This window comes from Pseudomonas sp. P1_C12 (assembly GCF_056406435.1).
This window is the reverse complement of record NZ_JBFUAE010000010.1, coordinates 102,086-126,545: the sequence shown is the minus strand read 5'-3', so window position 1 is coordinate 126,545 and position 24,460 is coordinate 102,086. Positions and strand designations below refer to the sequence as shown.

17 protein-coding genes and 2 riboswitches are annotated in these 24,460 nt (G+C 61.3%); of the genes, 9 read left to right on the top strand and 8 right to left on the bottom strand.

Annotated features, from left to right (window positions below; translation table 11 throughout):
• Positions 1-342 precede the first annotated feature (342 nt).
• The 4 genes from wecB to AC1D19_RS18425 are packed head-to-tail and all read left to right on the top strand — an operon-like array spanning position 343 to position 7,704.
• On the top strand, positions 343-1,494 hold the full coding sequence (wecB, locus tag AC1D19_RS18440; protein ID WP_477764038.1) for a non-hydrolyzing UDP-N-acetylglucosamine 2-epimerase: 1,152 nt from the start codon (positions 343-345) through the stop codon (positions 1,492-1,494).
• Positions 1,491-3,665, top strand: a complete 2,175-nt coding sequence (gene nfrB, locus AC1D19_RS18435) for a cyclic di-3',5'-guanylate-activated glycosyltransferase NfrB (protein WP_477764037.1) — start codon at positions 1,491-1,493, stop codon at positions 3,663-3,665. The genes wecB and nfrB overlap by 4 nt, the downstream gene beginning before the upstream one ends.
• The gene (locus tag AC1D19_RS18430) at positions 3,662-6,826 is read left to right on the top strand and encodes an NfrA family protein (protein WP_477764036.1); all 3,165 of its coding nucleotides are present in this window, start codon (positions 3,662-3,664) and stop codon (positions 6,824-6,826) included. Before nfrB ends, AC1D19_RS18430 begins: the two co-directional genes overlap by 4 nt.
• A complete protein-coding gene (locus AC1D19_RS18425) occupies positions 6,826-7,704 on the top strand; it encodes a DUF4434 family protein (RefSeq protein ID WP_477764035.1) in 879 nt (292 codons plus the stop codon). The genes AC1D19_RS18430 and AC1D19_RS18425 overlap by 1 nt, the downstream gene beginning before the upstream one ends.
• Before the next feature lie 127 nt (positions 7,705-7,831).
• On the opposite strand, the gene AC1D19_RS18420 is transcribed toward AC1D19_RS18425, so the two are convergent.
• Entirely contained in the window at positions 7,832-8,236 is a 405-nt protein-coding gene (locus AC1D19_RS18420) for a MerR family transcriptional regulator (protein WP_477764034.1), read from the bottom strand.
• A 76-nt stretch (positions 8,237-8,312) separates the two neighbouring features.
• Between AC1D19_RS18420 and AC1D19_RS18415 the strand changes: the two genes are divergently transcribed.
• Positions 8,313-9,539, top strand: coding sequence for an NADH:flavin oxidoreductase/NADH oxidase family protein (locus AC1D19_RS18415; RefSeq protein WP_477764033.1), 1,227 nt, complete (start codon positions 8,313-8,315; stop codon positions 9,537-9,539).
• A gap of 7 nt (positions 9,540-9,546) precedes the next feature.
• Here the strand turns inward: AC1D19_RS18415 and AC1D19_RS18410 are convergent, their stop codons facing one another.
• The 5 genes from AC1D19_RS18410 to cobW all read right to left on the bottom strand — a co-directional run bounded on the left by AC1D19_RS18410 (position 9,547) and on the right by cobW (position 18,146).
• A complete protein-coding gene (locus tag AC1D19_RS18410) occupies positions 9,547-11,193 on the bottom strand; it encodes a phospholipase D-like domain-containing protein (RefSeq protein WP_477764032.1) in 1,647 nt (548 codons plus the stop codon).
• 193 nt (positions 11,194-11,386) lie between these two features.
• Positions 11,387-11,932, bottom strand: a complete 546-nt coding sequence (locus AC1D19_RS18405) for a vWA domain-containing protein (protein WP_477764031.1) — start codon at positions 11,930-11,932, stop codon at positions 11,387-11,389.
• 119 nt (positions 11,933-12,051) lie between these two features.
• Positions 12,052-13,059, bottom strand: a complete 1,008-nt coding sequence (locus AC1D19_RS18400) for a magnesium chelatase ATPase subunit I (RefSeq protein ID WP_477764030.1) — start codon at positions 13,057-13,059, stop codon at positions 12,052-12,054.
• A gap of 146 nt (positions 13,060-13,205) precedes the next feature.
• Positions 13,206-17,072 carry a cobaltochelatase subunit CobN gene (gene cobN / locus AC1D19_RS18395; protein WP_477764029.1) on the bottom strand — a complete coding sequence of 1,289 codons (3,867 nt, stop codon included), beginning with the start codon at positions 17,070-17,072 and terminating at the stop codon, positions 13,206-13,208.
• Between the two features lie 3 nt (positions 17,073-17,075).
• Complete coding sequence (cobW, locus tag AC1D19_RS18390; protein ID WP_150753465.1) at positions 17,076-18,146, bottom strand: cobalamin biosynthesis protein CobW; 1,071 nt, start codon at positions 18,144-18,146, stop codon at positions 17,076-17,078.
• A gap of 103 nt (positions 18,147-18,249) precedes the next feature.
• Positions 18,250-18,462, bottom strand: a riboswitch (cobalamin riboswitch).
• A 194-nt stretch (positions 18,463-18,656) separates the two neighbouring features.
• Positions 18,657-18,882, top strand: a riboswitch (cobalamin riboswitch).
• Positions 18,883-19,003: 121 nt separating this feature from the next.
• On the opposite strand from cobW, the gene AC1D19_RS18385 reads away from it, so the two are divergent.
• The 4 genes from AC1D19_RS18385 (at position 19,004) to cobM (ending at position 21,156) form a co-directional block, all read left to right on the top strand.
• Complete coding sequence (locus AC1D19_RS18385; RefSeq protein WP_150755732.1) at positions 19,004-19,195, top strand: CbtB domain-containing protein; 192 nt, start codon at positions 19,004-19,006, stop codon at positions 19,193-19,195.
• Positions 19,196-19,206: 11 nt separating this feature from the next.
• Complete coding sequence (locus AC1D19_RS18380) at positions 19,207-19,914, top strand: CbtA family protein (protein ID WP_477755172.1); 708 nt, start codon at positions 19,207-19,209, stop codon at positions 19,912-19,914.
• A complete protein-coding gene (locus tag AC1D19_RS18375; protein ID WP_223460948.1) occupies positions 19,911-20,324 on the top strand; it encodes a cobalamin biosynthesis protein in 414 nt (137 codons plus the stop codon). The genes AC1D19_RS18380 and AC1D19_RS18375 overlap by 4 nt, the downstream gene beginning before the upstream one ends.
• An 85-nt stretch (positions 20,325-20,409) precedes the next feature.
• Positions 20,410-21,156, top strand: coding sequence for a precorrin-4 C(11)-methyltransferase (gene cobM / locus AC1D19_RS18370; protein WP_477755171.1), 747 nt, complete (start codon positions 20,410-20,412; stop codon positions 21,154-21,156).
• Positions 21,157-21,265: 109 nt separating this feature from the next.
• Here the strand turns inward: cobM and nfuA are convergent, their stop codons facing one another.
• On the bottom strand, positions 21,266-21,850 hold the full coding sequence (nfuA, locus tag AC1D19_RS18365) for a Fe-S biogenesis protein NfuA (protein ID WP_007912592.1): 585 nt from the start codon (positions 21,848-21,850) through the stop codon (positions 21,266-21,268).
• A gap of 195 nt (positions 21,851-22,045) precedes the next feature.
• Positions 22,046-24,343, bottom strand: coding sequence for a fatty acid cis/trans isomerase (locus tag AC1D19_RS18360; RefSeq protein WP_477764028.1), 2,298 nt, complete (start codon positions 24,341-24,343; stop codon positions 22,046-22,048).
• Positions 24,344-24,460: the final 117 nt, after the last annotated feature.

Sequence of the window (24,460 nt, the reverse complement as noted above, 5' to 3'; positions counted from 1 at the left end):
GTTATACCGGAACTAGGTATGTAACAACGGAATAGACAGCAGAAAGTGTGCCACCGGATGTGGAGGAAATGTGAGCGAGATTGAAATTTGTTTTGAATCAGGGGGATGCATGCAAACAGGAAAAATCGTTACCAAACGCACGGCCTCCTGACCGCTACCGTTGGCTACAAAGGGCGGGTATCTGGTTCACAACCGGGCGCAGATGAACCCATTCGAAGCAAGACCTGCGAGCCAGTGCAGTTCATTGGACAACGCCCCACCCGACTGCTTTATTCTATGTCCGAGAAATAGCCGGTTTTAGCAGCCGCGACGTATCCGGCGCGTGCGGTCCCAGGAGGGTTGATGTCATTTAAAGTCATGATGGTTTTCGGTACGCGTCCGGAGGCCATCAAGATGGCGCCCTTGGCGCGGGTCCTGCGCAATTGGCCGGGTATCACCCTGAACATCTGCTCCACTGGCCAGCACCGGGAAATGCTCAAGCAGGTCCTCGACTCGTTCGAACTGACGGTCGATGAAGACTTGCAGGTGATGACCCAGGGCCAGACGCTCAACGGCCTCTCCGAACAATTGCTGGGGCAGCTCGACAAAGCCTACGAGCGGGTGCAACCGGATGTCGTGCTGGTGCACGGCGACACCACCACCAGCTTCATTGCCGCCCTCGCCGCCTTCAATCGCCAGTTGCCCATCGGCCACGTCGAGGCGGGTTTGCGTACCGGCAACTTGCGCGCACCCTGGCCGGAGGAAGCCAACCGGCACCTGACCGGGGTCATCGCCGACCTGCATTTCGCGCCGACCGCCAATAACGAAGACAACCTGCTGCGCGAAGGTGTGTCCAAGGCCAACATTGAGGTCACCGGTAATACGGTGATTGATGCGTTGGTATGGATGCGCAATCACCAACAGGAAACCCACTGGCACCCGGCGGCCGACTCGCCGCTGGCCGTGCTCGACGACAACAGGCGCATGGTGCTGATCACCGGGCATCGCCGGGAGAACTTCGGCGGCGGCTTTCGCAACATCTGCCTGGCCCTGGCCACCCTCGCCGAACGTTATTCCGATGTGCAATTCGTCTACCCGGTGCACCTCAATCCGCAGGTGCAAAAGGCGGTCTACAGCGTTCTCTCGGACAAACCCAATATCTATCTGGTAGCGCCGCAGGATTACCAGCATTTCGTCTGGCTGATGGGCCGCGCGCATTTCATTCTCACCGATTCCGGTGGCATCCAGGAGGAAGCCCCCGCCATTGGCAAACCGTTGTTGGTGCTGCGCGATGTCACGGAGCGGCCATTGGCGCTCGAAGGCGGAACGGTGGTGCTGGTGGGCACCGACACCGATCGTATCGTCAAGGAATCGAGCCTGTTGTTCGATGATGACGCCACCTTCCAGCGCATGAGCCGGGTCCATAGTCCTTATGGCGACGGACACGCCAGCGAACGCATCGCCAATCGCCTCGGCATCTGGTTGAAACACCGGGCGGCGGGTAAAGCCGTATGAACCTGGCTTTTGTCGACTTTTTTGCCTATGCGTTGTTCGCACTCAAATACCTCGCGATTACCCTGGCCCTGCTGATGTTCATACTCGGGCTCGATGACCTGTTCATCGACCTGGTGTACTGGACCCGCAAACTGATCCGGCGCTGGCGGATCTATGAAAAGTTCAAGCGCGCCGATGAGCAACGGCTGTACTCCATCGGCGAAAAACCCCTGGCGATCATGGTGCCGGCGTGGAACGAAGTCGGCGTGGTCGGCGAAATGGCGCGCCTGGCCGCCTCGACCATCGACTACGAGAACTATCAGATTTTCGTCGGAACCTACCCCAACGACGCCGAGACCCAGGCCGACGTCGATGCGGTGTGCCTGCACTATCCCAACGTGCACAAAGTGGTGTGCGCGCGCCCCGGCCCCACCAGCAAGGCCGACTGCCTGAACAATGTGATCGACGCGATCCTGCGTTTTGAAAACGATGCAAAAATCCAGTTCGCCGGCTTCATCCTGCACGATGCCGAGGACGTGATTTCGCCCATGGAATTGCGCCTGTTCAACTACCTGCTGCCGGCCAAGGACCTGATCCAGATTCCGGTCTACCCCTACGCACCGGAATGGAAAGGCTTCACCGCCGGGCACTATGTCGACGAGTTCGCCGAGAACCATGGCAAGGATGTCATCGTGCGCGAGGCCTTGACCGGGCAAGTGCCCAGCGCCGGGGTCGGCACTTGCTTCAGCCGCAAGGCCATCAGTGCCCTGCTCGAGGACGGTGATGGCATTGCGTTCGACGTGCAGAGCCTCACCGAGGACTACGACATCGGTTTTCGCCTCAAGCAAAAAGGCATGAAGTGCATCTTCGCCCGCTACTCGGTGACCGACCCGAAACTGGCGCTTGAACAGCCTTGGGTGTTCGGGATGGACCGTGCGTTTTCCCAGGTGATCTGCGTGCGCGAGCACTTCCCCAGGGATTTGCGGCACGCGATCCGCCAGAAGTCACGATGGATCGTCGGTATAGTGTTCCAGGGCACCAAGAATCTGGGCTGGAGCTCCAAGGGCCTGCTCAATTATTTTCTGTGGCGCGACCGCCGTGGCCTGATTGCGTACCTGTTGAGCTTCCTGGTGAACATTCTGCTTCTGGTGTTGCTGGCGATGTGGCTGGTCACCGTGATCACGCCGAATGCCTGGCGGTACCCGTCGTTCCTCTCCGACAGCACGTTGTTGGCGACCCTGCTGTGGCTCAACGGTTTCATGCTGCTCAATCGGCTGTTTCAGCGCGGTTGGTTTGTCACCCGTTATTACGGTCTGGGCGAAGGGCTGCTGTCAGCCCCCCGAATGATGTGGAGCAATTTCGTCAATTTCTTCGCCAACCTTCGAGCGCTACGCCAGGTGATGCAAATGGGCGATTCACGTCGCGTCGCCTGGGACAAGACCACTCATGAATTTCCGGCCCTGGCCGAGGCCCAGCGCACACCGCTGGGCCATCGACTGGTGGAAAAAGGCCTGCTCACTGAAGATCAACTCGAGGCAGCGATCACCAACCCGGTACGCCGGCGCCTGGGTCACGAACTGCTGCTGCGCGGACACATCGACACTACGCAACTGGTGCAGACCCTGGCCGAACAGCTGGACCTGGAATGGGCGCCACTCAATCCGTTCAAACTCGACAAGCGCCTGATCGATGCGGTGCCGCGCAAAATCGCCACACACTATGGCGTGCTGCCGGTCGCCGAGGAAAACGGAACCTTGGTGCTGGCTTCCGAAGGTCCGGTGAGCCAGGTGTCTCTGGGAGCCATCAGCCGTCAACTGAAACGCCCGGTGCGTTGCCGCCTTGCACCACAAGGTCGGGTTACGCTGGGGATCCGCTACTGGTACGCCAGCCCTCGTCAAAGCGAGGAAGTACATCAGATGCTTGAGGTGCTTGAGCAACATCAGGACGACGAAGACCTGATCGAGCGCGTCAGCCATCACCAGGTGTTGCTGGGCAACCTGTTGCAAGTACGCGGCATGGTGCCGCCAACCCTGTTCAATCAGGCGCTGATCGATTTCGATGCGGAAAAAATGTCTCTAGGTGAACACTTGATTGAACGCGGCATGATCACCCAGGAAATCCTCGAACAGGCCCTGTCCGATCAGACGAGCGAGCAGCACGCTGCCTACTGCATTGCCCGGGAGGTCGTATGAAGCCCGTCCATCGTCAAACCTTGATGGCCGGTAGCCTGTTGCTCTGCCTGAACACGACAGCGTGGGTGCAAGCCGAACCGTTGACCGATTTCGATCAGTTCCGCAGTTACCCCTATATGGACCGCAGTTACCGCGAAGCGAAAAACGGCAACTGGAAGGAAGTCGAACGGCTGATGCGCCACCTGCTGAGCGAAGTGCCAGGAAACGATGAAGCGCGGGCGTTACTGGTGCAATCGCTGGTCAAGCAGCAACGCTACGAAGAGGCCGTGCAAGCGCTACCGGATACCCCGGCCAACAGCGACACCCTGCTCAATCTGCGCCTGGCCTGGATCGAGCAGGATCCGCCAGACAGAAAACAGGTGGAGCAGTGGATAGCCTCCAGCAATCTGGAGCATCGCGTGCGCCTGTGGCAGGCCTACAGCGCGAGCCTGGCCAAGCGCGGCGGTGCAGCCTCGGCCCATGACTGGCTGGCGCAACTGCCGCCCAAGGGTGATGAGCGAGCGCTGCAACTGGCCCAGGCCAATTGGTCCGAGCAATTGCGCGATTGGGATGGCACCGTCAAGGAACTGGCGCCTCTGGCCGCGAACCAACAACTCGATGCCCAAGGCTGGCAACGCCTGGCCAACGCCTACGTGCAACGCCTTGACGAGCAACCCTTGCAGCAATTGCTGCAAAAAGCGCCAAGCCCGGAAGCCGCGCGCAAGACTCGACAGGCCATGGTCGATCGGGCAATTGCCATGGGCCACGTCCAGCAGGCACAGCGCTGGATGCAATCGCTGCCGCCTGCCGATCTTGCCGATCCGGCGCAGCGCCAGCGCCTGTGGGAACTGGCGCGGCAAACCGGCGACAGCGCCACGGTGCAACGCTTGAGTGGTGAGTTGCAGCGGCCCTGCCTGGAAACCGCCGACTGGCTGTCGCGGCATGATCCGCAAGCTGCGCTGACTCAGTTGAAAAGTTGCCAACCCGAAGAAAATCCGCAGGCCTGGCTGATCCTCGCCCAGCGTCTGCAAGCCACCGAACTGCTGCAAACAACACGCCTGCCGGAACCCTGGGACTCGCGACGCCGCGAACGCCTGCTGGATGTCTGGCAGGATGAGGGCCGCAGCGACAAAGTCATGGCCTACCTCGCCAGCCAACCGCAGACCGCCGACGTGGTCAAACGCCGCGCCGAACTGCTCCAGGCATCGGGCCGCAACAGCGAAGCGGCGGTCTTCTGGGAGCGGCATTACCAGCAGACCGGCAATTTCGACTCGCTCAATCAGGCTACCTACCTGGCGTTGAATGCCGGCCAACGGGAACATGTGCAACAGTTGCTCGAGATCGCCTACGACCGCCACGGCGGCAATCTGCCGACGCCCTTGCTACAACGGTTGGCAGGGTTGTATGCCGCGTCGACACCGACCGCGGCACAACAGCAACGCATCGTTTCGCTGCTCAACCGCGTCGACCCCGCCACTCGAGGGCAACTGCTGGCGCAATTGGCGGAAAACGGCCAGTGCGGCGCGGTTCAACAGGTCATTGGCGATCACCCGCAAGCCGCAGGCGATTACCGCGCCCTCGGCCGCTGCGCAATGCCTGAGCGCCCCGGCGAAGCGGTGGTGTATTACCAGACCGCCGAAAAAATGGGTGACCGAAACAGTCGCTTGCCACTCGCTTACGCCCTGGAAGCTGCCGGAGACTCGGCCGGTGCCCTGGCCATCTGGCGCAGCATTCCGGACGCCGAACTCAGCGACAATGCCCGCCTCACTGCCAGCCGCGGCGCCCTGAATATCGGCGACACGCAAACAGCCGAACGTTACTGGCAGCTAAGCCGCACCCGGGGCGCCAATGAGTGGACGTTGGGCGCGGCGATTGCCGATGCCCGGGGTGATCACACGCTCGCGCTGCAACGCCAGCGTTCCGCCCTGCAGCTGGTACCGGATGCCGAGCATTACTATGCGGCTTCGGTCACGGCGCAAAAGGCCGGCGACCTGCAACAAAGCGCCGAATGGCTTGCCGAAGCGGCGCGCCGCGAGCCGAACAACCCCCGTTATCGTGCCGACTACGGCGTGCGCCTGGCCAGTGCAGAAACCCAGGCAGCACGCGCCCGCTCCATCCCGTATCTGCAACGCGCCACCCAGGATTTCCCGGAAGACTATCGCCTCGGCGAAACCCTGGCCTGGCGTTATGACGAGGTCGAAGACAGCGCCTCGGCACGCAAAGAACTGGAACGCGTGATCGACCTGGAGCAGAACCCGGTGGCCGCCGATGACGAGGAAGGCAGCATGCAAGCGCGGCGCTATCGCCAGCGCCGCGCTCACGAAAGCCTGTCCCGTCGTGACTCAGTCACCATCGCCAGTACCTGGTCGCCGGCCGGGATATCGACCAACGACTTCGTGCGCCCTGACCAGAGCACCGGCACGCAGCGGCGCTCCAGTTCGCAGAACGTGCAACTGGCCATGTGGGACCACGCATTGGGCGATGAACCCAGCCGCGCCGGCAGCACGCTGTCGGTCTATGGCCGCGTGCTGCTTGGCGGCGTGGGCCGTTCGAGCTATGCCGAATCCCTCGGCACCGGCGTCGGCCTGCGCTACAAGCCCTGGGGCACCGCCAACATCAACTTCTATGGCGAGCTCTACAAACAAAGCCAGTTCGATGACCAGGACAACCATGGCCTGAGCCTCGGCCAGATGCTGGTACCCGAAAAGCTGTCCGATCAGGTGGACGATCATCGTGACGATGGACACACCACCACTGACTACCTGTTGCGCGCCACGGCGTCGTTCCTTGATCAGGGTCGATTCCGCAACGATTGGCGAGTCGATGAAAGCGACTGGGAGGAGCGCTTCCTCTACCTTGACGCGGCGTGGTGGACCAAGGCCGGCGACCATCAATGGCTGTCGCGCTTCCAGCAAGGGCACACCTGGAAGCTGCCGTTCAACGGCGCGCAAACGATCATGCCGTACGGTTTCCTCGAGTTCGCCAGCCAGGACCCGAGCAACGACTGGCGCCAGGATCTGCGCACCGGTCTGGGCCTGCGTTGGCAATGGTGGTTCAACGATGACATTTACAACGCCTATCGCGCACACCTGACTGTACGCACCGAGTATCAACAAGCGTTGGGCGGCAATCTGTATGACGGCGGCAACGGCGTGCTACTGGGCGTGGAGTTGAATTTCTGATGAGGCAACTTCTTTTGGCGTTGTGCCTGTTGCTGGGCAGCGCGGCGACCCATGCCGACGAGCGTATTTTCTACCAGCCGCTCAATGCCGATGCCAACCTGAGCCAGGCGCAATGGCAGCGGATCTGGCAGGACACCGCTCGCCAAGGCGTGCATACGGTGATTGTGCAGTGGACGGCCTACGGCGATTCGGACTTCGGCGGCGCCAACGGCTGGCTTGCGGGCAGCCTGAAACTGGCCCGGGCCCAAGGCCTGAAACTGGTGCTGGGGCTGCGCATGGACCCGGCCTATTACCAACGCATCGATGAGCTGGACAGCGCCGGGCTGGCAACGTACTGGCAAACGCAACTGGGGCAGTCACTGGCCCAGCAGCAGAAGCTGCGCGAGGAGTGGAAACTGCCGGTCAGCGGTTGGTATTTGCCCCTGGAACTGGATGACCTGCACTTTCTGCCACTGGATCGCCGGCAAAGGTTGCAACGCCAGCTCAAGGACTTTGCCGGCAAGCTCGACGCGCCACTGCACATCAGCGTATTCAGCGTCGGCAAACTCGCACCGCAAGTGAATGGCCAATGGCTGGGCGACGTGGCGAGCGCCGGTATTCAGGTGTGGTGGCAGGACGGCGCCGGCACTGGACGTTTGCCACCATTGGTTCGCAACGGCTACGCCAATGCACTGCCCTGCTCCATCGGCATCGTCAGGGAAGCCTTTCGGCAAGTCAGCGCTGCCGGGCAACCCTTCCGTGCCGAACCGATGCCCCTGCAAACTTCATCGCCGGGTTGCCACCCGACGTCAGTGTTCTCCCTACGCTACCGACCGTGGGGTAAGGTGATTCTCGATAACCAGCACAACACCAAGGTCGGCGACGTACAAAACCATTGAAGATGAAGTGCTGAAAAATCGGCGCAGGCTGAACCCACTCAACACCCGGTGACCATCAGCATCGGCCTGCCCCGGTTGCTCGATGGTGACACGCTGGACCAGGCGCTGGTCAAGGTCGATACCTGACCTAATGCTTGAATGACGTCATCACCCGTTCGGCATTTTCATCGCAGGACATGCCTTCGGGCTTGTCCTGAATGGTGTCGATCCACCCCTGCAACTGCGCCTTGCTATGGGCCAGGTGCCGTTGCATCTCTTCGATCTGCTCGATCTTGCGATGCAGGCCCGCCATCAACTCATCGTGCTTGAACGCGCCGGTCACATTATCCGGCAGCAACTGCTTGAGTTCTTCCAGGCTGAAACCGGCCTGTTGTGCGCACTGGATGAGTTGCAGGGTTTGTAGCGCCTGTTGCGAGTAATGCCGATAACCGTTGGAAGAACGCTCGACCTGGCGGATCAAGCCCTGAGATTCGTAAAAGCGGATGCGCGAGGCGGTCAACCCGCTCAACTGCGCCAATTCACCAATCTTCATAGGGGCCTCATTTATTCGCTTGACATTAAAGTTAACTTTAAGCTTAGCCTCTGCTCATCACTTCGAGGAGTCAAGCATGTCGCCCTTCCAGATCTTGAATTTGCCCAACGGCCAGACCATCGGCAATCGCATTGCCAAAGCCGCGATGGAAGAGAACCTCGCGAACACCGATCAGGTGCCCGACCAGGCGCTGTTGCGCCTCTATCAGGCCTGGGCCGGGGGCGAAGCCGGCTTGTTGCTGACCGGCAATGTGATGATCGACCGCCGCGCCATGACCGGCCCCGGCGGTGTAGCGCTGGAGGACGAGCACCACCTGGAACGCTTCCGCCAGTGGGCCAGCGTCGGTCGGGCCGGCGGTGCGCATTTCTGGGTGCAGCTCAATCATCCTGGTCGCCAGACCATGGCCAACCTCGGCCAGCAAGCCTTGGCGCCATCGGCGGTTGCGCTGGATCTCGGCCAGTTTTCGAAGATGTTCGCCGAGCCCAAACCCATGAGCGAGGACGATATCCAGGAAGTGATCCGACGCTTCGCCACCAGCGCCGCACTGGCGGAGAAAGCCGGTTTTACCGGTGTGCAGATCCACGCCGCCCACGGCTACCTGATCAGCCAGTTCCTTTCGCCGCTCACCAATCGGCGCACCGATCAATGGGGCGGTTCGCTGGAAAATCGTGCGCGCCTGCTGTTGTCCGTCGTCGCGGCGGTTCGCCACGCGGTGTCGCCGCAATTTTGTGTGTCGGTAAAGCTCAACTCAGCGGATTTCCAGCGCGGTGGTTTCGATGCCGATGATGCACGGCAGGTGATCCTGTGGCTCAACGAACAACCGATCGACCTGCTGGAACTCTCCGGTGGCAGTTACGAAGCACCGGCCATGCAAGGCGAAGCGCGCGACGGCCGGACCCTGGCACGGGAGGCGTACTTTCTGGAAATGGCCGGTGAACTGGCCAGCGTGGCGCGGATGCCGGTGATGGTGACGGGCGGGATCCGGCGTTTGGAAATTGTCGAACAGGTCCTCGACAGCGGCATCGCCATGGCTGGCATCGGCACCGCGCTGGCCGTGGAGCCGCACTTGGTCAAGCATTGGCGCGAAGGCCAGAACAGCCATCCGCAACTGCCGCCGATCCGCTGGAAGCGCAAGCCGCTGGCGGCGCTGGCGAGCATGGCGGTGGTCAAATTCCAGCTGCATCGCTTGAGTCGTGGGCGCACCACCCGACCCAAGATTTCGGCGTTGTTGGCGTTGATTATTGATCAGTTATACATCGCCAAACGCACGCGTCAGTATCGCCGGGCCATGAACGCGGACTGATGGATCGCTATTGGCCGGTAAACCGCAGTCGCGACAACATCCGTAGATCCCCCGCGCGGTAATAGTGATCAGTCCAGCTGTTATCCGTCGCCAACGGCTGGACCTGCTTGAGCGCAAGTTTTTTCGCGAAATAACGAAAGCGGTAATGCTCGTAGAACCGTAGCAATTCCAGGCCATAACGGTCTGCCAGATCGGTGTCGCCGCGAATGATCAGATAGTTTTCGTCATTGCCGTTGCTGGCTGCGGCGCTGAGGTTGTGGCTACCGCTTATGATCGTCGGCGCATCACTGGTGAAGTCAGTGACGATGGCTTTGGTGTGCACCAGGATATTGCCCTTCTGACCCTCCCTGCTTTCCTTGAGCCAGCCTTCCAGCCCTTTGTCGAGCAGGGCAACGGTGGTGAATTCAGCGGTGCGGTCGGCGTGAAACCCGGTGATTTCGCTGGCGGTGTTTTGCAGGCCATAGCGCAGGATGTCGTCATGGGGCAAGCCGAGCAAGGCGTTGAGGATGGCGTCGGGCAAGGCGAACGCAGTGACGAACAGCACGTCCTTTTTCGCGGCATTGATGATCGAGACGAACTCATCCAGGTCACCCCCGCCCGAGCGCGGCGAGAACCCGGCGAAAAGTGCCTGCGTCGGATCCATCGGGTTGTGCTGCGTGATCCATTGCCGCGTGGCGCCGACATCTGCCGGCGTGCTCCAGACCTGCTCGAAGGTTTGCAGATAACGGGTACTGAGCCGCGTATCGTCCAGCACATGCACCACGTTGGCCTGACGGTAAACGCCGTTGGGGGTGAAGTTGGTACTGCCGCAGAGTACCGCTTCGGGCTGATACTGCCCCGCTGCGTCGAGCCGACTCAAGACCATGAACTTGTTGTGAAAGATATTGTGGGTGACCCGCCCGCGTTTGTTCGCCTGGGGGATATTTTTCAGGCTGACCTCGTTCAAGACGGTAGTGTCTTCGCCCGGTTGCGCGTGATAAAGGACGCGAACTTTCACGCCGCGTTCCAGCGCAGCCTCCACTGCGTCGACTATCACCTGTAACTGGTACTCATAGATGGCGATATCCAGCGCCCACTGGCCATCGACAGCACGCGCGATAAACCCCAACAAGCGCCCGAGCAAACCGTTCTCCAACCATCTACGCGGGGCATCGGGCCAGGCTTCGATGGGCAGCTTGTTCTTTTTGCCAATGAGTGCATCGAGGTCGGGAAACTTGCGCTCGAACGCCTGACTGGCGGCTACTGCGCGGTTGAAACTGACACTTTGGTTGCCGGGATGGCCATCGTCGGAGGTGACCGTTACCTCCAGGCACTCACCCAGTTGTGGCGCATTGTGGCTGCCGTAGACCAGGTAGACCCGATAATGGATCGTCATCCCCGGATTGACCGCGTAATCGGCCCAGCGGAATTTCTGTAACGGTGCGATATCACTGGGCGTGGCGTGCAACTGGGGGAAGGTATGGTCCTTGTCCGGGAACGTCAGGCTATTGAACAGAAACATCCAGGGTTTGCTGCCCTGCTGTTTTTCAATGGCAAAACCCAACAGGCCAATGCGACGGGATTCGGCCAGGTCCATGGCCAACAGCACGCCATTGGTGCCGGCGTAAGCCTTGACGCGAAAATCGCCCTGTTCATTGACGGCCAGGATACGCATGGTTCACTCCTGTGATGGATTTGCCCAGTGAGCATAGATCGTCGATGAATTTTTACCCTGACGACCCGAAACCGGATTGATGCCGTCGCGAGCAAGTCGGATCGCCGCACCGCCGCTCCCACACTGGATCTTTGCCAGATCTGATGTGGGAGCAACTTTGCTCGCGAAGAGGCCAGCACAGACAGCGCAATGTTCAGCCTGGAAGCAGATCGTCCATATGTCGATAATCCGATTGCAGCTGCGCAGCCAATACTTTGCTGCGCCCAAGACGAATCGGCCCGCGTTCGATGTCGATCACCAGCCCTGGACATTCGATTGCCGGCAGCATGGACCAGTCCTTCAGCCGCCCATCGGTCACCAATAAAAGTCTTTGCTGTTCCGCCGGAAAGCGTTTTTGCCGCGCGGTCAGCCAGTGCCTCGCCTCACCCAGCGCCGCCAGCAACGGCGTTCCGCCGCCTGCGCCGAGCCCATCAAGCCAATGGCGCAAACCGTTGGAAGCCTTCAACCCTTGCACCTGCCACTTGGGCACCGAGCCGCTGGCGGTCAGCAACGCCAGGCGCGCACGTTGGCGGTAGGCATCATCGAACAGCTGCGCCAGCAAGCCTTTGGCATCACTCAACGCCTGATGACGGCGGGTCGAAGCCGACGCATCGACAATCACCAGCCACAGTTCATGGGGCGAACGGGTGCGCAGTTGATACAACAGATCAGCACGCTGACGGGGCCGACCATTAAGCAAGGTGCCGGGCCAGTTGACCGAACCGCTACGTGCTGCATGACGCTTGCCTTGTTTGCCGTGGTCCAGCCGCCCGGCCCGGGGTCTGGCATTCGCCCCCGCGTCACAGCGAGGGCGAATGCCTAGGGCTTTTTTGGCCAGCTCGGCACTTCACGTCGTGCGCCGACCGCCAGTGCCTGGGCCGGCAATTCGCCCCATTGGCCCTGCCCTTCGCTTGGGTTGGCGTGCTGCGGCGCCGATTGTTGCGTCGCCTGGGATGGCTGAGGCGCCGGAGCTGAATGCTCGCGACGACGATGGCGCAAGGCGAACTCGGCGACTGCGTCGATATCTTCCTCGGCGATGGCGTTCGCCCCGCGCCAGGCGGCATGAGCCCGTGCGGCACGCAGCCAGACCAGATCGGCGCGCAATCCATCGACCCCGGCAGCAAAGCAACGCTCGGTAATCTGTGCCAGCGCCTGGTCGTCGAGGGGAATGCTAGCCAGTGCATTGCGTGCGTTCTGGCAACGCTCGCGCAGAGACGCCTGCGCCGATTCCCATTCGGCGCAGAAACCTTGCGGATCACTGTCGAAATCCAGGCGACGACGGATGATCTGCCCGCGCTCGGTCGGTGCAGTGTGACCACCGAGGGCGACATTCAAGCCGAAACGGTCAAGCAATTGCGGACGCAGTTCACCCTCTTCCGGGTTCATGGTGCCAATCAGCACGAACTTCGCCGAGTGCCGATGGGAAATGCCGTCACGCTCCACCAGATTGGTGCCGCTGGCGGCCACATCGAGCAGCAGATCAACGAGGTGATCGGGCAACAGATTGACCTCGTCGACATAGAGCACGCCACCGTCAGCCTTGGCCAGTACGCCGGGGGAAAACTGTGCGCGCCCCTCGCCCAGCGCCGCATCGAGATCGAGGGTGCCGACCAGGCGTTCCTCGGTGGCGCCCAATGGCAAGGTGACGAACTGACCGCTGGCCAGCAGGTCCGCCAGACCCCGGGCCAGGGTCGACTTGGCCATGCCCCGCGGGCCTTCGATCAGCACACCGCCGATTTTCGGGTCGATGGCGGTCAGGTACAGGGCCAGCTTCAAATCGTCAGCGCCGACCACGGCGGAGAGGGGAAAGTGCGGGGTGTCGATCATCGTTTTATCTCGGTCATGGTCGGTTCACGGACGCCTCAATCCCTGTAGGAGCGAGCTTGCTCGCGAAGTGGCAATTACATTCAACATCATCGTTGGCTGACAAATTGCCTTCGCGGGCAAGCCCGCTCCTACAGGATTTGCGGTGATTAGCCGTCTTCTTCTATATCCAGCAACAAGTTTTCCAGCGCCTCGCGGTACTCGCCGGGCTCCTTCCACATCCCCCGTTGTTGCGCCTCGAGCATGCGTTCGGTCATGTCGCGCAAGGCATGGGGATTGTGTTCACGAACAAAATCCCGGGTGTCCGGATCGAGCAAATAGGCATCGGCCAGCAACGCGTACTGGTGATCGTCGATCAACTGCGTGGTGGCATCGAAGGCGAACAGGTTGTCGACTGTCGCGGCCATTTCGAACGCACCTTTGTAGCCGTGACGCTTAACGCCTTCGAGCCACTTCGGATTGGCCGCCCGGGAACGGATCACCCGGTTCAGCTCTTCCTTCAAGGTGCGAATCTTCGGCAGGTCCGGCTGGCTGTGGTCGCCATGATAGCTGGCCGCGGCCTCGCCCTTCAGGCTTTCCACCGCCGCGAGCATGCCGCCCTGGAACTGGTAGTAATCGTTGGAGTCGAGCAAGTCGTGCTCGCGGTTATCCTGGTTTTGCAGCACCGCCTGTACCTGGCTCAAGCGCTGGCTGAACTGTTCGCGGGCGGCGGTGCCCTCGTCGGAACCGCCGTAAGCGTAGCCGCCCCAGTTGAGGTAAACCTCGGCCAGGTCCTCGCGGGTTTGCCACAGACGACCGTCGATGGCGCCCTGCACACCCGCGCCGTAGGCACCGGGTTTGGCCCCGAAAATCCGCCAGCCGGCCTGACGTCGCGCAGCGTCTTCATCGAGCCCCGATTGCAGCAAGGCTACACGCTCGGCGCGTACCTTGGCCGCCAACGGATTGAGGTCGTCCGGCTCATCGAGGTCGGCGACCGCTTGCACCGCCGCGTCGAACAAGCGAATCAGATTGGCAAAGGCATCACGGAAGAAACCGGACACACGCAAGGTCACGTCCACCCTCGGACGATCGAGCAAACTCAGCGGCAGAATCTCGAAATCATCGACCCGCTGGCTGCCGGTCGCCCAGACTGGACGCACGCCCATCAGCGCCATGGCCTGGGCGATGTCATCGCCGCCGGTGCGCATGGTCGCGGTGCCCCACACCGACAGACCGAGCTGGCGCAAATGATCGCCGTGGTCTTGCAGGTGGCGCTCGAGAATCAGGTTGGCCGACTGGAACCCGATGCGCCACGCCGTGGTGGTCGGCAGGTTGCGCACGTCCACCGAATAGAAGTTGCGCCCGGTGGGCAGTACGTCCAGGCGACCACGACTCGGCGCGCCGCTGGGGCCGGCCGGGACGAAGCGACCGCTCAGGGCATCGAGCAAGCCGCGCATTTCTGCGGGGCCGCAGGCGTCCAGACGCGGGGCAATGACGTCACGCAAACCATCGATAATGGCTTGTACCTCAATCCAGTCCGCCTCCTGTAGGAGCGACGGTGCGGCGTTCCGACCTGCTCGCGATGGTGTGTCAGTTGACATCAATGTGGCTGACACACCATCGCGAGCAGGCTCGCTCCTACAGGGGTCTTGTATGGTATTCAGGGTTTGTGAGATCAGTTGTGTAGCGAACAGCTCAAGACGTTCACGGGTATCGCCTGTGGTACGCCAGAGTTCGTCGCCGAGCACTTGCAGTTGTTCAGGTCGCGGCCCAGTCCACGGCTCGGCCAAGGCGCAATCGAGCGGATCGAACCCTAGTCCGAAGGCCTTGGCCAGTGCCCGCAGCAGACTCGACTGCGCACCGCGGCCATCGCCCCGTGGAATGCGCAACAACGCCAGCAAGGTATCGATACGCAAACGCCCGGTGGGCGATTCGCCGAACACATGCAGGCCATCGCGGATCTGCGACTCTTTCAAGTCGCACAGATAAGTGTCGAGTCGCGGCAACCAGATCGCTGCATCGGCATCGCTGTCGAGCTGCTCGTCCAGCTGCAGTTCACGGTCGATGTGGGTGTCGCGCACCAGTTGCAGGATGTCGCGCTGCAACTCGCGGGCGCGGCGCGGATCGAGCAACTGCGCTTCGTAATACTCGTCGGCCAACAGTTCGAGGTTACGCAGTGGGCCGTAGGTTTCGGCGCGGGTCAGCGGTGGCATCAAGTGATCGATGATCACTGCCTGGGTGCGCCGCTTGGCCTGGGCGCCCTCGCCCGGGTCATTGACGATGAACGGATAGATGTTCGGCAGCGGCCCGAGCAGTGCATCCGGCCAGCAATTTTCCGAGAGCCCCACGCCTTTGCCTGGCAGCCATTCGAGGTTGCCGTGCTTGCCGACGTGGATCACGCCGTGGGCGCCGTAGGTGTTGCGCAGCCAGAAGTAAAACGCCAGGTAACCGTGGGGCGGGACCAGGTCCGGGTCGTGATACACCGCGCTCGGGTCGACCTGATAACCCCGCGCCGGTTGAATGCCGACGAAGGTCAGGCCCAAGCGCAGGCCGGCGATCATCATCCGTCCGCTGCGGCACATGGGGTCGTTTTCCGGTGCGCCCCAACGTTCGAGCACAGCTGCGCGGTTGGCTTCGGGCAGCGCGTTGAACATCGCCAGATAATCATCCATGCCCAGGCTTTGCTGGCACGGACGCAGGTCGAGGGTCTCGAGATCGTTGCTGACGCCACCCAGCAACTGCTGGATCAGCACGGTGCCGCTGTCCGGTAACTCAGCCGGCAACGGATAACCTTCGGCATGCAGCGCCCGCAGAATGTTCAGCGCCGCCGCCGGGGTGTCGAGGCCGACGCCATTGCCGATGCGGCCGTCGCGGGTCGGATAATTGGCGAGAATCAAGGCAATGCGTTTATCCGCATTGGGCACCCGCGCCAGATCGACCCAGCGCCGCGCCAGTTCGGCAACGAAGTCCATGCGTGCAGGTTGTGGCCGGTAGCAGACCACATCCGACTGACTGCGCTCACTGCGCCACGCCAGGTCCTTGAAGCTGATCGGGCGGCTGATGATGCGCCCGTCCAGTTCCGGCAAGGCAATGTGCATCGCCAGGTCGCGAGGACCAAGCCCCTGTTCGCTGGCGCGCCAACCGGGTTCGTTGTCCTGGGCGCAAATCGCCTGGATCACCGGAATATCGCGGCGAAACGGGCGCAGATGCGGTGCTTCGGGACTGGACTGGGCAAAACCGGTGGTGTTCAGGATCACCGAGACGCCGGCCTCGTCCAGCCAGTCCTCGACCATGGAAAGGCAAGCTGGCTCTTTAAGACTGGCCAGCGCAATCGGCAATGGATTCAACCCCGCCGCCTGTAAACGCTGGCAAAAAACATCAATGAAAGCGGTGTTCGCCGCCTGCAAATGCGAGCGGTAAAACAGCACTGCCGCCACCGGTTGATCGGCGTGCCAGTCGGCTTGCCAGTCGCTCAGTGCGGCAGAATGTTGGTGCGGATGGTAAATCGCCGTGCGCGGCAGGGTTTGCGGCTCGCCCCAGGTGTAATCACGCGCCAGCCAGCGGTTGGCCAGACAGCGGAAGAAATCCAGGGCGTTACCCATGCCACCCTGACGCAGAAACTGCCAGAGCCGGTCGCGATCCTCGGCACCGACGGTGCTCAGGTCACTGAGCTCCGGGTCCGGACGATCATCGCCCGGCACCAGAATCACCTGCACGCCGCGCTGCGACAGTTCGACCAGGCGCTCGATGCCGTAACGCCAATAGGCGATGCCGCCGTGCAGTGAAATCAGGATCACCCTGGCGTGACGCAGCACTTCATCGACGTACAAATCGACCGAGGCATGGTTCTGCACCAGCATCGGGTTGGCCAGGCGCACGCTCGGATAATCGTCGGGCAATTGCTGCGCCGCTTCGGCGAGCAGCGCCAGGCTGGAATCGCCGCTGCACAGGACCACCAGCTCGGCAGGGGTTTGTCCAAGGTCGGCAATGTTGTCATCCGACACGAAACCGCCGGGTTGGGTCCTGAGCAGGTGCATGGCTTACACGCTGAGCGCGGCGCGCAATTGCGCTTCGAGCACGGTGGCGTCCAGTTCCTGGCCGATCAGCACCAGGCGGGTTACGCGTGCTTCTTCGGCGCCCCACTGACGATCGAAGTGCTTGTCGAAACGCGTGCCCACGCCCTGGATCAGCAGGCGCATCGGCTTGTTCGGGATCGCGGCAAAACCCTTGACCCGCAGGATGCCGTGCTGGACCACCAATTGGGTCAGCGCATCCAGCAGCAAGCTTTCGTCGGCTTGCGGCAGTTCGATGGAGATCGAATCGAAGGCGTCGTGATCGTGGTCGTCATGATCATCGTCACCATCGTGATGATGGTCGTGGTGGCTGTGACGACTGTCGATGTGTTCTTCGGAGCCGGCACCCAGGCCGATCAGCACGTCCAGTGGCAGGCGACCGCTGCTGGCTTCAATGATTTTCACCGCTGGCGGCAATTCCTCGGCGACTTCCAGGCGCACGCGGGCCAGGTCCGCCGGGTTGATCAGGTCGGCTTTGTTGAGAATCACCAGGTCGGCGCTGGCCAGTTGGTCGGCGAACAGTTCGTGCAGCGGCGATTCGTGGTCCAGGTTCGGGTCGAGTTTGCGCTGGGCGTCGACCTGATCCGGGAAGGCGGCGAAGGTGCCGGCGGCCACGGCCGGGCTGTCGACCACGGTGATTACCGCATCCACCGTGCAGGCGCTGCGGATTTCCGGCCACTGGAAGGCTTGCACCAGCGGCTTGGGCAGGGCCAGGCCCGAGGTTTCGATGAGGATATGGTCGAGATCGCCGCGACGGGCCACCAGTTCGCGCATCACCGGGAAGAATTCTTCCTGGACGGTGCAGCACAGGCAGCCGTTGGCCAGCTCATAGACACGGCCGTTGGCTTCTTCTTCGGTGCAACCGATGGAGCATTGCTTGAGGATTTCGCCATCAATACCCAACTCACCGAATTCGTTGACGATCACCGCGATGCGGCGACCCTGGGCGTTGTCGAGCATGTGCCGCAGCAGCGTGGTTTTACCCGAGCCGAGAAAGCCGGTGACGATGGTGACGGGGAGTTTGGCCAGTGTTTTCATCGGATGCCCTATGGCTAAGGTGGCGGGCATACGGGACGACGACCGGCAACGCGGGCGCGCGTGCCTGAAGAGTTCGCCACCGGATCACCCCGCCCGGTTGAAAGTGAGAATCTGTGACGAGGCAGGTCTCCTGGCTGACGGTGTGCCGGCCTTGAGCCTGGCATTCGCTGCGCCTTCCCGCCGGCCTCATGGATTGAGTCAGCAGTGGCGTGGCAACGAACATCACCGTTCACAGTTGCGGGGGCAGCCGCGGCATCGACCGCGTTCCCTTCTTAGCTTCGACAAACGCCGAAGAACCTCGAAAGCGCAAGGCTACGCATGGTGGGAAGACCGGTCAATCACTGTAGGAGCTGCCGAAGGCTTCGATCCTTTGATTTTGCTTTTAAAAACAAGATCAAAAGATCGTCCGAACGCGGCCCGAGCCTTCGGCAGCTCCTACAAAGAGCCGGGCATCATTCAGCTTCAAGTGAGAACCCTTGCCAATTGACGCCCAACCCCCGCCCATGCTCTCCTACGCACCTTGTTACGGGTGCCCTTCACAGGGTGAAACGGGAAACCGGTGAATCATGTGCTTTACTCTAAAGCCATGTCAGTCCGGTGCTGCCCCCGCAACGGTAAGCGAGCGAAGCGTCAGATCCACTGTGCCAATACGGCATGGGAAGGTGATGCTTTCAGGTTCAGGCCCAAGCCTTTGCCCCTCGTGAGCCCGGAGACCGGCCCGCAACACAAAGTGACCAGTACGGTCACTGAACCAACAAACCCGCGGTGGGCGGGCGCTGTTTGAAACCTTGCGCGCCTGGTCGTGCGGTTTTTTGCATGCGCTCTTAATCCCCGCTGACAGACCAGAGGGAAACGCCATGTCGATCATCAGCAGCGCCGAACACACATCCGCGAGCACCACCTCAACCCTGACCCAACGTCTGACCGTCGCCGTCTGCGCGTCGATCCTGGGCGCGTGCCTTGTGTATTTCGCCGGTTTCTCGCACATCGAAGCGGTGCACAACGCCGCCCACGATACCCGTCACAGCTCCGCGTTCCCGTGCCATTGAGAGCTGTCGTCATGATCAAGCGTATTGCGCAAACCGCAGGTTTCACCGGGTTGCTGGCCGCCCTGTTGCTAACCCTGCTGCAAAGCTTCTGGGTCGCTCCGCTGATTTTGCAGGCCGAGACCTACGAAAAATCCGAGCCGGCCGCTGTTGAAATGCATGAACACGCCGACGGTGCGATGGCTGCCCACACTCACGATGCGCAAGCCTGGGAGCCGGAAGACGGCTGGCAGCGCGTGCTGTCGACCACCGGCGGCAACTTGGTGGTAGCGGTCGGTTTCGCCCTGATGCTCGCCGGCCTGTACACCTTGCGTGCGCCGACCAAAACCTCCCAGGGCCTGCTCTGGGGCCTGGCCGGTTATGCGACGTTCGTGCTCGCGCCGACGCTCGGCCTGCCACCTGAATTGCCCGGCACTGCCGCCGCCGATCTGGCACAACGGCAACTGTGGTGGATTGGCACCGCTGCTTCCACTGCCGTCGGTATCGCCCTGATCGTATTCAGCCGTCACTGGCTGATGAAAGTCCTCGGCGCAGCGATTCTCGCCGTCCCCCATGTGATTGGCGCGCCGCAACCGGAAGTGCATTCGATGCTCGCTCCGGAGGCACTGGAAGCCCAGTTCAAAATCGCTTCGCAACTGACCAACGTGGCGTTCTGGCTGGCCCTGGGCCTGATCAGCGCCTGGTTGTTCCGTCGCAAAAGCGATGGTCAATACCACGCATGACGGATATCAGCACAGCGCCGACCCTGGTGGTCGGCCTGGGCTGCCAGCGCGGCTGCCCCGTCAGCACGTTGCTGGCGCTGCTCGATCAGGCACTGGAGGCGCACCAGATTGCTCGTCATGAAATCAAGGCCCTGGCCAGCATCGACTCGAAGCGCGACGAACCTGCGTTAATCGAACTGGCTCAGCAGCTTGGCCTGGAATTGATGTATTTCAGCAGTGAACAACTGGCCGCTTATGAACCGCAACTCAGTCATCAATCGCAAATAGCGTTTGAACGCACCGGTTGCTACGGCGTAGCGGAAAGCGCCGCCCTGGCCCTGGCGGAACAACTGGCCCAGGCCCCGGCAAAACTGCTGATTCCACGACAAAAATACGCCCAGGCAACCCTGGCATTGGCCGGCGCGGCATAAAAAACCCGATAGTCCCCACCGTTGATCATGAACACTCTTCATCTGAAGCCCTGTTCAGCCCCTTTTTTCCCCACAGGAACCGACGATGACCGTCTACTTCATTGGCGCAGGTCCCGGCGACCCCGAACTGATTACCGTCAAGGGCCAGCGGCTGATTCGCAGTTGTCCGGTGATCATTTATGCCGGTTCCCTGGTACCGGCCGCCGTACTGGAAGGTCACTGTGCCGAACAGGTGGTCAACAGCGCCGAACTGCACCTGGAACAGATCATCGACCTGATCAGGACCGCCCACGCCAACGGTCAGGATGTTGCCCGGGTGCACTCCGGCGATCCGAGTCTTTATGGCGCCATTGGCGAGCAGATTCGCTATCTGCGCGAGTTGGGAATTGCGTTCGAAATCGTCCCAGGCGTGACGGCCACAGCCGCTTGCGCTGCGCTTTTGGGTGCGGAGCTGACGCTGCCGGACGTTTCGCAGAGCGTGATTCTGACGCGCTACGCCGACAAGACCACCATGCCACCCGGAGAGGAGTTCTCCAGCCTCGCGCAACACGGCGCGACCATGGCGATTCACTTGGGGGTCAATCACCTGGCGAAGATCGTTGAGGAACTGCTGCCCCATTACGGCGCCGATTGCCCGATTGCGGTGGTCCACCGCGCGAGCTGGCCGGATCAGGATTGGGTGATGGGAACACTCGAGGATATTGCCGGGAAGGTTGAAGCCAAGGGCTTTCGCCGTACGGCGTTGATTCTGGTGGGTCGGGTGCTGGGCAGCGACCACTTCAGCGAGTCATCGCTGTATCGCGCGGGGCATGCGCATCTCTATCGCCCTTAAAATCAAAAGATCGTCCGAAGGCTCGGGCCGCGTTCGGACGATCTTTTAAGCTTCGCCCATAAAAAACGGCGCTCACGGGGCGCCGTTTTTTGATTTCGCAGCGAACACCTTAGTAGTAGGCGTTTTCTTTCTGCGTGTGGTCGGTCACGTCGCGAACGCCTTTGAGCTCCGGGATGCGCTCGAGCAAAGTGCGCTCGATGCCTTCCTTCAGCGTCACGTCGGCCTGGCCGCAGCCCTGGCAACCACCGCCGAACTGCAGGACGGCGATGCCGTCTTCGACCACGTCGATCAGGCTGACCTGACCGCCGTGGCTGGCCAGCCCCGGGTTGATCTCGGTTTGCAGGTAGTAGTTGATGCGCTCGTTGACCGGGCTGTCGGCATTGACCATCGGTACTTTGGCGTTTGGCGCCTTGATGGTCAGCTGGCCGCCCATGCGGTCGGTGGCGTAGTCGACAACCGCATCGTCCAGGAAGGCTTCGCTGAAGTGGTCGATGTACGCGGTGAAGCTTTTGAGCCCCAGCGCGGTGTCTTCGGGTTTTTCTTCGCCCGGCTTGCAGTAGGCAATGCAGGTTTCGGCGTACTGGGTGCCAGGCTGGGTGATGAAGACGCGGATGCCGATGCCCGGGGTGTTCTGCTTGGACAGCAGATCAGCCAGATAATCGTGGGCGGCGTCAGTGATGGTAATAGCGGTCATGGAAACTCCTCGCAGGCTTGGGCGCAGTTTACGCCAATCAACGCGCCGGACAAAGTCCTAGTATTTTTGTCGGGAAAGATTCTTCGATGCTCTGTAGGAGCTGGCTTGCCAGCGAAGGCGCCAGATCAGTCGACATTTGTGTTGAATGTCGTGGCCTCTTCGCTGGCAAGCCAGCTCCTACAGGGTGGTGGTGGTTCAGAGGTTCTCGTAACGGTTCATGTCCAGCACGCCCTCTTCCACCGGATCGGTTTCGTGGATGTAGCGGCTCAGGTCATGGAAATAAGCCCAGAATTGCGGATGACTGCGGCGTATTCCCCAACGTTCGACGATTTTCTCGAAGCTGTCGGTATCCTTGGCGCTTTCCATCGCATCCACAAACGCCGGCACTTGCCCGGCCGGGATGTTGAACATGAAGTTCGGATAGCTGCTGAGTACACCCGGGAAAATCGTCAGAGTGTCGAGCCCCGGCTGATAGCGCAGCGATTCGCCAAGCAGGAATGCGACGTTGCTGTGGGCACGGTTGCGCAGCAGGCTATAGACCTCACGCTTGCCGCTACGGGTTTCGATGCGCAGCAGGGTCGCTTCCGGCAGTTGATCAATCACTTTCAACCCGGCCGCCGGACGCGAAGTCAGGCGGCTTAGCGTCTGTTCGGCACTTTGCAGGTCCGGATCAATGTTCGGCCGCGAGCAGTAGGCGCCGTCGCAGCGGTTGATCGGGTCGGGTCTGGCATTGAGATCGCCGTAACGGGCCAGCAACTGCATGGCAAAGTCGCGCTTGGGATCCTGCGGATTGAGATTCAGCGCAGTCGGCTTGTCATCGTCGATGGACTCGTAGTCCAGCCACATCTTGAATTTTCCACTGTTCTGATACCAGTCGTCGAGGTAGCCATCCCGGGAATCGGCAGGCATCAGGCGCAGGAAATTCTGCTCGGCACCGTTGCGGATCAGGTCGAAATACAGCCGCGTCTGGGCCTGGTGGGACACATTGCCGAACACATCGAAGTTCACTGCCAGTTGATAGTAGGTGCGCTCCAGTAGCGGATAGTCGAACAGCCAAATGGTTTGCGGCACGTCGCCGATCAGGCCTTTGGTCACCGAAGCACTGTCGAAATGGCGGAAGATGCTCAGCAGCGCATTGTCGTTGCCCGCCCACAGGGTCGACCAGCTTGGCGCCGGCAGGTCGGCGTAGCTGTCCCGGCGCAAGGCTTCATATTCATTACGTTTGTCGCGGTAGTCGTGCCACAGGCTGAGGACACTGCCGACGTCGTCGTTCTGCCCCGGCATCGCCAGCAACGGCGTGGCCTGCCCGCGATAGTTCGGATCGGTGACATACAGGTCGTGCTCGGGCGCCTGGAACAGCGCCCAGAAATTATCGCGGATCACGTCCGTGGCGATCTGCCCGCGACACACCGGGCCGCGGATAAACGTGCGCACAAAGTACTCGGCGTTATCGAGCATGAACTGATAGCGCGCCTGGGCCGGGATCGCTTCGAAGGTGGCAAACGGGTTGGCCCGGCTCTGCGGCCCGTAGCCCGGCAATGCGTCGACCTGCCAGTTGCCGCTGTAGAACAGGCTCTTGACCCGCGCCAGCTTCGCCGCACTCAGCGCATAGGTGATGTGGGTCTTGTGCACGATCACGCCCTGCACAGGCCACAAGCGATAGTAAAACTGCGTGCCCGGATCATCGTTCGGGCGACGGGTGTTGATCAGGTCGATCGGCTGGCCGGTCGGGGTGCGCGAACGCACCCACTGGAAGAAATGTCCAGGCTCGCCATCCTTGAAGTAGAGATGGGCGAGGAACCAGTGCTCGAACAGCCAGCGCCCCACCAGGCTTTCCCGGGCTCCCGGGGAATTGAGCAGGTTTTCCCATTGCACCACCTCCAAGGCTTCCCTGGCGCTGGGCGCCAGCGCCTGCTGATCGATCGGCGCGCCTGCCGCCAGCCAGCGTTGCAGCGCCTGGTACTGCTGGTCAGTCAGGCCGGTCACTGCCAGTGGCATGCCTTCTTTCGGGTGCGAAGCGGCGTAGCCGTCGAACTCCGCGGGCATGGCACACATGTTTTCCCGGTTCAGGCCCAGGACGATGTCTTCCGGCAGCTTGGCGCTGGGCTGCAATGGGGTTTTGTGGCCAAGTTCCAGCATCCGCGCCATCAGTGCGGCCTGGCTGCCCCGGGCATCGAGCACCGAATAGAAGCCCTTTTGCTGCCAGGCCTGTTTGCCGGAGGCGTCATAGAACAGTCGGGTCGGCGCAACGGCCTGGCGGCGGTCACCGTCGTAGACCGGGATTTTCGTCGCGCCCCGTGCCGCGCCCTCGCCGCTGCCCAGGTTGAGCTGACAGGCGGCGTCGTTGCAGGCGTGGCAGGCCACGCACTTTTCAGTGAAGATCGGTTGAATGTCGCGGCTGTATGAAATGACAGAAGAAATCGCCGGACTTTGCGCCACAGCGCCCCAGCTTAAAAACAAAAACAATGTGCTGATGACGAAGCGATACGACATGTCCCTGGTCCTGAATCCTGGAAAAACGCCGCGATTCTACCGGTCTGTCATCCTTGCCAACATGAACGATATTCATGCAAATTCGAGTCTTGCTCCAAAAGCGCACAGGTTTGCTAT